General features: G+C 33.7%; 12 protein-coding genes. 8 read left to right on the top strand and 4 right to left on the bottom strand.

What is annotated here, in order from left to right:
- Window positions 1-246: 246 nt before the first annotated feature.
- On the bottom strand, window positions 247-1,083 hold the full coding sequence (locus BZARG_RS05910) for a universal stress protein (RefSeq protein ID WP_008636354.1): 837 nt from the start codon (window positions 1,081-1,083) through the stop codon (window positions 247-249).
- 806 nt (window positions 1,084-1,889) lie between these two features.
- Between BZARG_RS05910 and BZARG_RS05905 the strand changes: the two genes are divergently transcribed.
- The 4 genes from BZARG_RS05905 to BZARG_RS05890 all read left to right on the top strand — a co-directional run bounded on the left by BZARG_RS05905 (window position 1,890) and on the right by BZARG_RS05890 (window position 5,042).
- Window positions 1,890-2,297, top strand: coding sequence for a hypothetical protein (locus BZARG_RS05905; RefSeq protein WP_008636273.1), 408 nt, complete (start codon window positions 1,890-1,892; stop codon window positions 2,295-2,297).
- 22 nt (window positions 2,298-2,319) lie between these two features.
- Complete coding sequence (locus BZARG_RS05900) at window positions 2,320-2,940, top strand: WG repeat-containing protein (RefSeq protein WP_008636339.1); 621 nt, start codon at window positions 2,320-2,322, stop codon at window positions 2,938-2,940.
- Window positions 2,941-3,525: 585 nt separating this feature from the next.
- A complete protein-coding gene (locus BZARG_RS05895) occupies window positions 3,526-4,452 on the top strand; it encodes a mechanosensitive ion channel family protein (protein WP_008636337.1) in 927 nt (308 codons plus the stop codon).
- A gap of 122 nt (window positions 4,453-4,574) precedes the next feature.
- Complete coding sequence (locus BZARG_RS05890; protein ID WP_008636274.1) at window positions 4,575-5,042, top strand: pyridoxamine 5'-phosphate oxidase family protein; 468 nt, start codon at window positions 4,575-4,577, stop codon at window positions 5,040-5,042.
- A gap of 187 nt (window positions 5,043-5,229) precedes the next feature.
- Here the strand turns inward: BZARG_RS05890 and BZARG_RS05885 are convergent, their stop codons facing one another.
- The 3 genes from BZARG_RS05885 to BZARG_RS05875 are packed head-to-tail and all read right to left on the bottom strand — an operon-like array spanning window position 5,230 to window position 8,560.
- Window positions 5,230-5,973: a succinate dehydrogenase/fumarate reductase iron-sulfur subunit gene (locus tag BZARG_RS05885; protein ID WP_008636291.1), complete on the bottom strand. Its 744-nt coding sequence runs from the start codon at window positions 5,971-5,973 to the stop codon at window positions 5,230-5,232.
- 9 nt (window positions 5,974-5,982) lie between these two features.
- On the bottom strand, window positions 5,983-7,893 hold the full coding sequence (locus tag BZARG_RS05880; protein WP_040288063.1) for a fumarate reductase/succinate dehydrogenase flavoprotein subunit: 1,911 nt from the start codon (window positions 7,891-7,893) through the stop codon (window positions 5,983-5,985).
- A 7-nt stretch (window positions 7,894-7,900) separates the two neighbouring features.
- Window positions 7,901-8,560 (bottom strand): succinate dehydrogenase cytochrome b subunit, encoded by a 660-nt coding sequence (locus tag BZARG_RS05875; RefSeq protein ID WP_008636287.1) that lies wholly within the window; start codon window positions 8,558-8,560, stop codon window positions 7,901-7,903.
- Window positions 8,561-8,908: 348 nt separating this feature from the next.
- Between BZARG_RS05875 and BZARG_RS05870 the strand changes: the two genes are divergently transcribed.
- The 4 genes from BZARG_RS05870 (at window position 8,909) to lpdA (ending at window position 13,969) form a co-directional block, all read left to right on the top strand.
- Window positions 8,909-11,053, top strand: a complete 2,145-nt coding sequence (locus tag BZARG_RS05870) for a M3 family metallopeptidase (RefSeq protein ID WP_008636272.1) — start codon at window positions 8,909-8,911, stop codon at window positions 11,051-11,053.
- Between the two features lie 355 nt (window positions 11,054-11,408).
- Window positions 11,409-11,891 carry a peptide-methionine (R)-S-oxide reductase MsrB gene (msrB, locus tag BZARG_RS05865; RefSeq protein WP_008636286.1) on the top strand — a complete coding sequence of 161 codons (483 nt, stop codon included), beginning with the start codon at window positions 11,409-11,411 and terminating at the stop codon, window positions 11,889-11,891.
- A gap of 68 nt (window positions 11,892-11,959) precedes the next feature.
- The gene (locus tag BZARG_RS05860) at window positions 11,960-12,466 is read left to right on the top strand and encodes a DUF1572 family protein (protein ID WP_040288066.1); all 507 of its coding nucleotides are present in this window, start codon (window positions 11,960-11,962) and stop codon (window positions 12,464-12,466) included.
- Between the two features lie 126 nt (window positions 12,467-12,592).
- Complete coding sequence (gene lpdA, locus BZARG_RS05855) at window positions 12,593-13,969, top strand: dihydrolipoyl dehydrogenase (protein ID WP_008636307.1); 1,377 nt, start codon at window positions 12,593-12,595, stop codon at window positions 13,967-13,969.
- The last annotated feature ends 132 nt before the right edge of the window (window positions 13,970-14,101 follow it).

Below are 14,101 nucleotides of genomic sequence, written 5' to 3'. Positions count from 1 at the left end.
TAAATTTACTCTTTCTCATAATACTGTCTAAATTAAGATAATTATTCTACTTTTAAACAGTTCGGTTTTTGGGGGAGCTTACATTAAGGCATTCCATAATCTGTATAAAAAAAGGAGAATAATTTCATTTCTGACAACTATTCTCCTTATAAATTTTAATTAATAATAGATAATAAACTAATCGGCATCACCTTGAATTCAATACAATTTGATATTATTATACTTTTCAAATTTAAATAATACGTACTAATCTACACGTGGAATTACCAGAAATGGAATTATAGAATGGAATCCCATTTTCTTAATAATAGGCTCCTTAATTAGGTTTTCAACAAAACTATGCTCATAATTAATCATTGTAAGGATATTAATATCGTTATCCTCAATAAAACTTGTTATGGCTTGTTCTTTTTTGCCAGACTCCGTTATCCAATTAAAGTTATGTTCGTAGTCTTTAAAATAAGTATTTAACATTTCTAAATTAGAATGCTGTTTCTCATTTAGCTGTTCCTTTTTATTTATATGAACAATTTCGATTTGAGATTTATGCAAGTCTGCTAATTGTTTTAAAGATTTTAGTTCTTCACCATAAAACCTATTAAAATCAGTAGGGAAAGCAATGTGAGTTGGCTTTACAAAATTAACATTCTCTGGGACTAACATAACAGGACGTTGTCTCATTTTATTAATAACCGTAACGGTATTACTTCCAAATAGAAACTCTTGAGTTCCTGTAGCTCCTTTGGTACCCATAACGATCAGACTTACATTGTGCTTTTTAATGGCAATTTCTATAGAGTCCATCAATGAACCAATGCAAAAAAATGTTTCAAATTTATGATCTCTATCTTTACTTTCAATTTTAGCACGATCCTTTATAGCCGCTAATTTTTCTTTTGATTTAGCTTTTAGTGGATCTAAATAACTTTCAGAAACATGTGTTCTAGCGCCTGTATTTAAAAAAGTCCAAGCATGGGAAAAATAGAACGTACAAGGTTCATCGGCGTATAAGTTTATTGCATAAAGAGCGGCGCTCCATGCATTGCCTGAAAAATCTGTAGGTAGTAAAATGTGATGTCTCATAAATATTTTTAATTTGATTTTCTAATGCAAAATTAAAGTTTTATCCCTTCTAATAAAATGATTTATATCAGCTTAAACATGGAATGACCAAAAATTGAATGCTAGGCTGAAATCCTATTTTTTTTAATAACAGGCTCTTTAATTATACTTTCGATAAAACTATGTTGATAATTTATCATTACCAAAATATTGACATCAAAATCTTTAATAAATTCTTTAATAGCCTGATCTTTCTTTACACCCTTTGAAATCCAATGGAAATTATGCGGATAATTTTCTAGAGCAATCTTTCATTGGTCTAGATTATAGTCCTGTACTCCTGAAAGATCATCTTCTTTTTTAATATGAAGAATCTCTATTTTAAAATTTTAGAATTGCGCCAATTGTTTTAAAGGTAATAATTCATCGCCATAATTACGATTAAGGTCTTTAAACAAGCGCTTAATACGTTTTGGATTAAGCTATGAAACTAATAAAAAAACAAGTATTTAACCGCCAAATACTTGCTAAAACTAGATTTTTTATAGGTTGTTTTTTAAGTTGAAAATACAATTCTCTCAAGCTTAAGATAATAAGTTTAAAGCTTTTATTGGAATATATACACGACTAAATATAAATAGCGTGCTAATTAACAATTAACCTGTACAATTAAAGAAACCTTATAAAACAACAACACGTTTTGTAAATATTTTAGCTAACTAAAAGATTTTGAGCAAAGTATCATCGTGTTTATTTTCTTCAAACTGATATATATCATAGGTTTTAGTTAAATAACATCGTAGTTTACAGTCAAATACAGTAACATCATGAATATAGACAGCAATACAACGCTTGAGTTTTACCAAAATTTGGGTAAATTGTTTTACGCCATTGCTGCCGCAGACAATGTAGTTAGAGATGAGGAAATTAAAAAAGTTGAGGAATTAGTAAAAGAATATTGGATTCATAAAAACATTACGCCTTTAGTATCTAAAAATATTTCTGAACAAATCATAATGAGTACATTTAATGAACTTAATAAGTTTAAATCTTATAATACTAATGATTGCTTTAGCAGTTTTATTAGTTTCAAAAAGCAAAATGAATTCATGTTTACTTCTAAACTAAATTCGTTAATCTTAAAAACCGTTGGAAAAATATCTGCAAGTTTTTCCGGTCAGAATAAAGCTGAACTTATAATGCTTGCCAGACTAAATATTGAATTAAAAAAATGATAACAATTAAAATAAATATATTATGAAAAAGACAGTACTTTTATTTTTAACCTGCGTTTTACTTCCAATTTTTACATTTGCACAAATTATTGAAAATGTAGATTTTATTTCTCCGTTTCACAATGATGTTGCAGCCATTAAAAAAGATGGCAAATGGGCATTTATTGATGAAAAAGGCAATCTTATTATAGATTTTAGATCAGATTTAGCAACCACTGAAAGCAATGATGGTAATTATCCTATGTTTAGTGACTCAAGATGCCAGATTGTGGAAGAAAAAGCTGGTATTTCTTATTTTGGTTTTATAGATAAATCAGGAAAAACAGTCATAGAGCCGGAGTATCTAAACGTTTATAATTTTAATGATGGCAAAGCTATTGCGTTAAAATTAGATAAACGGGTTATTGGAAAAAATACAGCTTTAGGTAAAGACATGGTCGATTATAATTACTTTGAAGTGCTTGTTAATACAGAAGGTGAAGTTAATTATTATTTAACCCAAGAAGGCATTTCGGTAGTTTTGGATAAGAAGTATTTGAGAGCTACTCCTCCTATTACTTCAAAATATTTGGAAGATGACTTATATGCGATTCAAGGAAAAAACAAAAAATGGAATATAATTAAGATTGAAATTAAAAAGTAAGCGCAATAACATCATGTATTGGTTTAGTATATCCATTTTTATCCTTTTAGCAGATTTACTTTTTTACTTTACAATCCACTATTAAAATTCGTTTCATTATCAATCATTTTAAGGACTTTTGGTAAAATCCCAATGGTTCAACATTTAGCGCTAATTACTAATATTACGTTAGAAGATGCTATTTTAAACAACACAACATCATATAAGCCTTAAGATGCTATTGCTGTAGTTGTGAGTAAAATAGTATCTATTCTAAAAACGGATTTTGCAGTTATGAAAGATGCCGTTATTAAACGAATCTAATTTTATAATGCCATTAATGAAACCTCCAACAACCCAGTTTTAGTCCACGATAAAATAGCTACAAACTTTATAATAGTAAAAAAAATAGATAATCTTAAAACAGTTTTTTATCTTAATTTTGTTGATAATCGCTTGTTTTTCAAGTAGTAGATAACGGAATAGTTTGAGGGTCTACGAATCCCGCTAATTTAAATGTATATATTTTATTATAATCTAAATTTGCATAATTGAGCACGACAGCAAAACGTATTTAAATTCACAAAACATGTTAAATAAAATATCATGCCAGAACTAGAAAACATACAATCATGGTTTAAAGACTATCCTTTTATTTGGACGGCTCTTAAATTTATTATCCTAGTAGCTATTCTTGTTTTGGGCATGCAATTAATAAGAGCTTATTTAAAAAAGAAAATATCCAACACAGTTATAAGGTACAAGGCTCAAAAAGGCGTGGAGGTTTTTGGCTATTTTCTTTTAGCAGTATTGGCAATCACCTATTTTTCGGGTGCTATTAAAGATCTTACCCTTGTAATTGGTATTCTAACAGCTGGATTAGCGTTTGCTTTGCAAGAACTTATTTTAAGTATTGTAGGCTCTATTTATATTCTTTTGTTTAATGTATATCAACCTGGCGACCGTATTGAACTCAATGGAATTAAAGGTGATGTTATGGATGTGGACAGCATGTACACCACCATGATGGAAATTGGCGGATGGATTAGCGGCGATAATTACAGCGGGAGGATTGTAAAGTTAAGTAATGCGTTTGTTTTTAAAGGCGGAGTTTACAACTACTCGCAGGATTTTCCATTTATTTGGGATGAACTTAATTTGCCTATTCGTTACGGTTCTGATGTAGATTTGGCCAAAGCGATAGTGATTGAAATTGCCAAAGAAGAACTTTCGGAATTCACTAAAAATTCTAAATTACAATGGAACGGTATTGTTAATAAATACTATATTGAAGATGCACAAGTAGATCCAACATTAGCCATATCCCTTACCGATAATTGGATACAGTTTAATTTAAGATATATTGTAGATTTTAAGAAACGTCGTTTTACAAAGCATATTTTAAGCGATAGAATTAGGATAGCTTTTGAAAACACCAATGGTAAAATCGTATTGGCTTCTGCAACTATTGAGCTTATAAAAATTCCAAAATTGGATGTAGAAGTGTCGGATTCCAAGATAAAACCTGAATGATTTAGACCATGACTACTGCTGTTTTCAATTTAAAATTATCTAGTTTCTTGAAGCCTATAAATGGTAAATATTATCCTTAATTTAGCTATATTGGAATACTTTTGATTAAAACAGAAACCATTATGAGACAAGATTTAAATACAAAACAGTGCCTGCATATATTATCTGGAAATTACATTGGCAATCTATCATACATTTATCAGGATAAACCTTTTATTGCACCAATCACCTATTTTTTTGATGCTGAAAACAACGTTATTATGGGGTATTCTGCTCAAGGACACAAAATTAATGCCATGCGAAGAAACCGCCAAGTTTCTATAAGCGTATCGGAAATAGATTCTGTGGATGAATGGAAATCAATTTTGGTACACGGTACTTTTGAAGAAATACCTACAACTTTAGCCAAAGCAAAACTGCACATTTTCTCGTTGGGCGTAAAAGATTTGATTATTAATACGGAACACCGCGAATTAAACTTTATAAATGATTTTTCAATTAAAATTGAAAAAGACGTTATGCCAATCGTTTTTCAAATTAAAGTTGAAGAAATTACGGGTAAAATGAGAAAGCCAGAGTTTTCAAGTTAAACGATTTATTTAAGTTTCAGAACCTTTCAAGAGAGGTATAAAATACACAAGCATTATATATTGATTTAAAATAACTTAAAAGCGAACGTTACCCGATTCTTGTTCTAGTGTTTTTATTTTATGATCTATTTTTAGCTTGCTTAATCATGACTATTCAAACATTATAAATTTTTTATAAACTGTTATTTTAACCAAATAATTTTGCCTTAACATAGCGCGCATTCATTTCTGCAATACTATTAATTGAAATCTCTGCTGGACACTCCACCTCACAAGCTGCTGTAAACGTACAGCTACCAAAATTTTCTAATTCCATTTGTGTCGTCATTTCCAATAAACGCTTATGTGCTTCTGGTTGTCCTTGCGGTAGTTTATTTAGGTGATTAATTTTTGCTGAAACAAATAAGGCTGCAGATGCATTTTTACAGGTCGCCACACAGGCGCCACATCCTATACAGGCAGCAACATCCATAGATGCATCCGCCACTTCCTTGGGTATTAAAATGGCATTCGCCTCTGCTGCCGTACCGGTTTTAGCCGTAATATAGGCGCCTTGTTCTATAATTCTATCAAATGCAGAACGGTCTACCACTAAATCTTTTACAATTGGAAATGTGCCAGCTCGCCACGGCTCTACCACTATAGTATCACCATCTTTAAAACTCCGCATGTGTAATTGGCACGTAGACATATTATCGTGCGGACCATGAGCTCTTCCATTAATAAACACGCCACATGCTCCACAAATACCTTCGCGACAATCGGATTCGAAAGCAATGACTTTCTCATTTTTTAATACGAGTGTTTCATTCAAATGATCCAAGGCTTCTAAAAAGGACATGTCTTCCGAAAGCCGATCAACATCATACGTTTTAAGTGCGCCTTGGGTTTCTAATCCCTCTTGTCGCCAAATTTTAAATGTTACTTTCATGTGCTTGTATTATTTATAACTTCTTACAGTTGGCTGAACATATTCAAATTCTAATAGTTCCTTATGCAGTTTGAAATGACCTTCATTATATTCCCAAACGGAAACGTATTTAAAATCATCATCATTACGAACAGCCTCGCCATCTTCCGTTTGGTATTCTTCTCTAAAATGAGCGCCACAAGATTCGTCGCGCTGCAAAGCATCTGTACACATAAGAATTGCTAATTCGATAAAATCAGCCAAACGCAAGGCTTTTTCTAATTCGGTATTCATTTCATTATTATTTCCGGTGACTTTTACATCTTTCCAGAATTGTTCTTTAATGACTTTTATTTGAACAATTGCTTTTTCTAAACCTTTTCGGTTTCTGCTCATGGCACATTCTTGCCACATAACTTTGCCTAATTCTCGGTGAAAATCGTCTGCCGTTCTGTTTCCGTTTATCTCTAATATTTTATTGATTTGAACTTTGACTTCATTTTCAACATGCGCAAATTCAGGATGTTCTACACCAGGATGCTTCTGCCCTATTTCACCTTCCAAATAATTATTAATGGTATTTGGCAAGATAAAATAACCATCAATACTGGTCTGGAGTAAAGAGTTTGCGCCTAATCGATTGGCGCCATGATCCGAATAATTACATTCGCCAATAGCATATAAGCCAGGAATAGTGGTCATTAATTCATAATCTACCCACAATCCGCCCATGGAAAAATGCGCTGCTGGCGAAATTTTCATCGGTTCCTGATAGGCATTTATACCTGTTATTTTTTCGTACATGGTAAACAGGTTTCCATATTTATCTTCAATAACAGGCTTCCCAAACTTGTTAATGGCGTGTTTAAAATCTAAATACACGGCATTTTTTAGTTGTCCCACGCCATGACCAGCATCTATCCGTTCTTTTGCGGCACGCGACGCAATATCTCTGGGCGCCAAGTTTCCAAAACTTGGATAACGCCTTTCTAGATAATAATCGCGTTCTTCTTCTGGAATATCTTTTGCTTTTCTTTCATCATCCATTTTCTTCGCAACCCATATGCGACCATCATTACGCAAAGATTCCGACATTAAAGTTAGTTTAGATTGTGCTTCGCTAGTCTGTGGTAAAGCCGTTGGGTGAATTTGCGTAAAACTAGGAGCTGCAAAAAAAGCACCGCGTTTATGAGCCTTCCAAATAGCACTTCCGTTGCAACCAATTGCCAATGTGGATAATCTGAATACGCGTGAATAACCGCCCGTGGCAAGTACCACAGCATCGGCGGCAAAGCGTTTAATTTCTCCTGTTGCCAAATCTCGCACAATCACACCCTTGGCTTTTCCATTGATTACTACAATATCCAAAACTTCATGTCTTGGTAACATCTCTACTTTTTTAGCACGAATCATTTTTGATAATTGCGAATAAGCCGCCAAAATTAATTGCTGTCCAGTCTGACCTCTTGCATAAAATGTGCGTTGCACTTGCACGCCACCAAAACTTCTATTTGCCAAAACGCCACCATATTCCCGAGCAAATGGAACACCTTGTTGCACAAAATGATCTATTAAAGGTGCGGACAGCTCTGCTAGTCTATACGTATTGGCTTCACGGCTTCTAAAGTCGCCACCTTTTAGAGTATCATAAAACATGCGCCAAACACTATCGCCGTCATGCTGATAATTTTTTGCCGCATTAATTCCACCTTGAGCCGCTACAGAATGCGCGCGCCGTGCCGAATCTTGATAACAAAAGCATTGTATAACATAACCCATTTCGGCCAATGTAGCAGCTGCGCCAGCGCCAGCTAATCCGGAACCTACAACTATAATGTTGAGCTTCTTTTTATTGGCAGGATTGATTAAATGAGATTGCGCTTGATAATTTCGCCACTTATCTTCTAATTTACCTTCCGGGATTTTTGAGTCTAACATCATGCAACTGTTATTTGAAATAAACGATTATAGGAATAATCCCGAAGCCAACACTCATAACTACCGCGTATATAAGTGAGGTTTTAGCCAGTATTTTTAGTCCTTTTTTATGATAAAAACCTAAAGTTTTAAAAGCTGATTTAAGTCCGTGATGCAGATGAAACCCTAACGGAATCATTAAAATTGAATAAAAAATGACGTAATAAATATTGTGAAACAGTGTAAAAGTAACTTCATAAACATCCATATTTCCAGCAACATCAGTTTTTACATTTTCACCGATTCCCAATTTTACTCTTGCCCAAAAATTTACGAGATGAACCACTATGAAAATCAAAATAAGTACTCCTAAAACACCCATATTTTGAGACGCCCAAGAGCTGTTTTCATTTTTATGATTCATCACATTGCGAACCCCTTTAGATTGTCGATTTTTATAGGTGACGATTCCTGCATAAATCACATGAAAAATAATAGAAATATATAGCAAATAGGCAATTATAGAAATCAGTATACTCTCCCTTAAAGTTGTGGAATAAGAATTATACAAACCTCTAGCTAAATTCTCCGGAAGTAATAAGAGCATATTCGCGGATAAATGAACAATTAGAAAAATGCATAAGAATAATCCCGTTGCGGCAATAATACTTTTTTTAAAAAACAGGCTCATAACTAGGCATTTTATTAAGGTTACTGACGGAGGCTTTATACATACAATTCATTTTCAATCCTTTAGTTTATTATTTTTAATAAGATTGCGATATGATGGCTTTCAAGGTAAAATGAATGGATAATTTACATCATATTTCTAACTGTAACCTACATATAACAATTTAAAAACATAATTGGTTTTAGCGAAATATAAAGCATAATTTAATTGTAATATGATTTTGTCGTTAAAATTAGACCCAGCATTAAGCGCCTCTTATAGAATACCCAAGGCAATTCATGATTATTTCAGTATCTTGTTCCCTTATTCAAAAACATCATAATTTTATAACACTAAAAACTAACAAACATGCTATCTAAAGCCATTAAAGCCACTGCTCTATGCAGTATTGTTCTCTTTGCAAGCTGTAAAGAAGAACCGAAAACGCCTGAAAAAACGATGAGCGAAAACATACTTACTCAAGAATGGACAGGTCCTTTTGAAGGCGTTCCTGCTTTCGATAAAATTTCTGTGGATTCTATAAAGACTGCCGTAGAAGAAGGCATGAAGCTCAATCTTGCTGAAATTGAAGTAATTGCCAATAATACGGAAGCACCTACTTTTGAAAACACCATTGTTGCCATGGAAAGTGCAGGAAAAACGCTTGATCGTGTTTTTGCCTATTATGGTATTATGGGAAGCAACGTGTCTTCACCTGAATTTAGAGATGTTCAAGCCGAATTAGCACCAAAGCTTTCAGAGTTTAGCTCTAAAATTTCTCAAAATGAAAAGTTATTCCAACGTATAAAAACGGTTTACGATGCTTCTCAAGAAACACCTTTAGAGTCTCAAGCACAACGTGTGGTAGATTTAACTTATAAACGATTTGAAATGAATGGCGCCAACTTGGATGCTGAGATGAAAAAACGCTATGCGGAAATCAACAAAGAACTTTCAACACTTTATAATGATTTTGCAAATAACGTGCTTCATGACGAAGAAAACTATATCACGTATTTAAACGAAAATCAAATTGGTGGTTTAGCGGATGGCTTTGTCAAGTCGGCAGCAAAAATAGCTACCGATAAAGATCAAGACGGTAAATATGCGATTACTAATACGCGCTCGTCCATCGATCCATTCCTTACATATTCTACTGAACGTGAATTGCGCAAGCAAGTTTGGGAAAACTATTACTCTCGTGGTGATAATGGCGACATCTATGATAACAATAAAATTATTGCAGAGATTTTAAAACTGCGTAAAGAACGAGTTGGATTAATGGGTTATGAAAATTATGCTGAATGGCGTTTACAAGATCGTATGGCAAAAAACCCAGAAAATGCTATGGATTTAATGATGAAAGTTTGGCCAGCTGCCATTGCAAGAGTTAAAGAAGAAGTAGTTGATATGCAAACGGTAGCGAATGAGCTTGGCGATAAAATCACCATCGAACCTTGGGATTACAGATATTATGCAGAAAAAGTTCGTAAAAAGAAATACGATTTAGATAGTGATGAAGTAAAACAATATCTACAATTAGACAAATTAACAGAAGCGATGTTCTACACTGCTGGGGAATTGTTTAATTTTAAATTTACACCAGTTAAAGAAGGTTCAGTTCCTGTTTTCCATGAAGATGTGAAGGTTTGGGAAGTAACCGACAAAGATTCAGGTAAACATATTGGCTTATGGTATTTAGATCCGTATGCACGTCAAGGTAAACGTTCTGGTGCTTGGGCTACAACATATAGAAGTTCTACAACTTTTGAAGGCGAAACAAATGTATTGGCGTCTAACAACTCGAACTTTGTAAAACCTGCACCTGGAGAAGCTGTTTTAGTTTCTTGGGACGATGCGACTACCTTTTTCCATGAATTCGGTCATGCGTTGCATTTCTTTTCTGCTGATGTAAAATATCCAACTTTAAATGGTGGTGTTAGAGATTATACTGAATTTCAATCGCAATTATTAGAACGTTGGTTATCTACAGATAAAGTAATTAATCAGTTTTTAGTACACTATAAAACTGGTGAGCCAATTCCTGCAGAACTTGTTAAAAAAATCAAGAAAGCTTCGACCTTTAATCAAGGTTTCGGCACAACAGAATATTTAGCATCTGCTTTAATTGATATGAAATTACATTTAGCAGATCCAACAGATATTGATATTGATACTTTTGAACGTGAAACGCTTGACGAATTAGGTATGCCTAAAGAATTACCAATGCGTCATAGAACACCACAGTTTGGACATGTATTTTCTGGTGAAGGTTATGCCACCGCTTATTATGGTTATATGTGGGCGGATGTATTGACGGCCGATGCTTCTGAAGCTTTTAAAGATGCTCCAGGTGGTTTTTACGATAAAGAAATGGCTGATAAATTGGTGAAATATTTATTCGCACCTCGTAATGCAATGGATCCTGCCGAAGCTTATAGAAAATTTAGAGGACGTGATGCCAAAATTGAAGCGTTAATGAGAGATCGTGGATTTCCTGTACCGAAGAGTTAAATAGACCAAATTTAGAATAAGATCATTTTAAAATAAATCCGTCATTGTTAATACAACAATGACGGATTTTTCATTAAAATACTTTCCACATCATGACATACAAAACATATATATATTAAGCATTCCTTTGAAAATTTTCTGGCAAATTATTTCAGTTATAATAAGATTTACTTGGTCTACGGGTAACCACTTCCAAATACGTTAGGTTTTGATACCCTAAACAAACATGAACGCAACTTATATTACAAATCAATCGAAACCATTTTCACTATGAAGAATAACACAATCTTTATCATAAAAAACAAATAGGATTGTCATGTTTTAATGATGCTTACGACCAATACAGAAAAATACCATGAAATATTTCTTATCAATTGTATTATTCAGTCTTGTATTTAGCTGTAATAGTTCGGCTCAAAAAAAGAATTCGAACGAAGCAGAAGCGTTTCCAATATCGAAATCTGAATCGGAATGGAAACAGGAATTATCATCTGAACAATTCTATGTTATGCGCGAATCTGGAACCGAACGTGCTTTTTCGAGTCCTTTAGATAAAAACTACAAAAAAGGAACTTATGTCTGTTCAGCCTGTGAAACACCTTTATATAAAAGCGAGCATAAATTCGATTCAGGAACTGGATGGCCAAGTTTTGATCGTGTTATTGAAGGCAATGTAGCTTTTGGACAAGATAATGATTTGGGGTTTTCTAGAAATGAAGAACATTGCGCCAATTGTGGTGGCCATTTAGGCCATGTTTTTAATGATGGGCCAAGAAATACAACTGGTAAGCGTCATTGTATTAATGGTGTGGCATTAAAGTTTATCCCAGAATCCTAAAAACTTATTATATTTTAAAAGATTAGCACTATGAAAAGATGTATTTTTATAGTGCTATTTTTATATCTATGAAAAACGATTTAGTTACAGGTGTTATAAAACAGTTTAAGTATTATAAAACTGTTGGGGATAAAACTTTAGATCAGCTCACTTTTAATGAACTAACTTGGCAATATAACGATGCTACAAACAGCATTTCCGTTATTGTTAAACACATGGTTGGAAACATGTTTAGTAGGTGGACCAATTTTTTAATTGAAGATGGCGAAAAGGAATGGCGTCAGCGTAATCAAGAATTCGAAGCTAGTTACACTAGTAAAATAGATATTATGATAGCTTGGGAAAGCGGCTGGAAATGCCTTTTTGACGCTATTGAACCTTTGGAAAACGACGACCTCAATAAAGTAGTCTATATACGTAAAGAAGACCATTTAGTTTCTGAAGCTATTTATAGACAGTTAGGCCACTACTCCTACCATATTGGCCAAATGGCGTATGTTGGAAAAATGCTAAAAGCCAACGATTGGCAATCTTTATCTATACCCAAGTCTAATTCTATAGTTGATAAGCGTTAAAAAAATAGCAAACAGAAGTAAAAATGCTATTTCCTTTACTATTTGCAATTAATTTCACACTAACATTTAATAATCAAATACGATTTCGTAAATTCGTAACTTCAAAAATAGATTAAAAAATTCACGATGAGTAAATACGATATTATTGTTCTTGGAAGTGGCCCTGGAGGTTACGTTACTGCTATTAGAGCATCTCAATTAGGTCTTAAAACAGCTGTAATTGAAAAGGAAAACCTTGGTGGTGTTTGTTTAAACTGGGGCTGTATTCCAACAAAAGCCCTTTTAAAATCCGCTCAAGTTTTTGAATACTTGAAACACGCTGAAGATTACGGTTTATCTGTAAAAGATGCCGACAAAGATTTTGGTGCCGTTGTAAAACGTTCAAGAGGTGTTGCCGATGGAATGAGTAATGGTGTAAAATTTTTAATGAAGAAAAATAAAATTGACGTTATTGAAGGTTTCGGGAAACTAAAACCAGGTAAAAAAGTAGACGTTGATGGTAAAGAATATTCTGCCGACCATATTATTGTGGCAACGGGAGCACGATCACGTGAGTTACCAAGTTTACCGCAAGATGGTAAAAAAGTAATTGGTTACCGCGAAGCTATGACTTTAAAAGAGCAACCTAAAAAGATGATTGTTGTCGGATCGGGTGCTATTGGTGTTGAGTTTGCGTATTTCTACAACTCTATGGGAACAGATGTTACTATTGTTGAATATTTACCTAACGTTGTACCAGTTGAAGATGAAGATGTATCGAAACAATTAGAGCGTTCATTTAAGAAAAGTGGTATCAAAATTATGACTTCTGCGGAAGTTACTAAAGTAGATACGTCTGGATCTGGTGTAAAAGCGACAGTAAAAACGAAAAAAGGCGAGGAAATTCTTGAAGCAGATATAATTTTATCAGCTGTAGGAATCAAATCTAATATTGAAAATATTGGTTTAGAAGATGTTGGTATTGCGGTTGATCGTGATAAGATTTTAGTGAACGATTTCTACCAAACAAATATTCCAGGATACTACGCTATTGGCGATGTTACACCAGGACAAGCATTAGCACACGTAGCCTCAGCAGAAGGTATTTTATGTGTGGAGAAAATTGCTGGTCAAAATGTAGAAGCATTAGATTATGGAAATATTCCAGGTTGTACCTATGCATCTCCTGAAATTGCTTCTGTTGGTTTAACAGAAAAGCAAGCTAGAGAACAAGGATTGGATATTAAAGTTGGTAAGTTCCCATTTTCAGCTTCTGGAAAAGCTAGTGCTTCTGGCGCCAAAGAAGGGTTTGTAAAAGTAATTTTTGATGCCAAATACGGCGAATGGTTAGGTTGCCATATGATTGGGGCTGGCGTAACCGATATGATTGCTGAAGCAGTTTTAGGTCGTAAACTAGAAACCACAGGGCATGAAGTATTAAAAACAGTACATCCACACCCTACTATGAGTGAAGCGGTTATGGAGGCTGTTGCTGATGCTTATGGAGAGGTGATACATTTGTAATCTCCATCCTTCCCGATAATTATCGGGGTCCCTAATGGAAGAGCTTTCACTCTAATGGAAACACCAATAATATAAAATGCGATTCAATTTTTGAATCGCATTTTTTATGTTTTTATTTTAAGAAAAGTTTGC

Origin of the sequence: Bizionia argentinensis JUB59, assembly GCF_000224335.1 — a bacterium.
GTDB classification, from domain to species: Bacteria; Bacteroidota; Bacteroidia; order Flavobacteriales; family Flavobacteriaceae; genus Algorimicrobium; species Algorimicrobium argentinense.
This window is presented reverse-complemented; position numbering and strand designations above follow the sequence as displayed.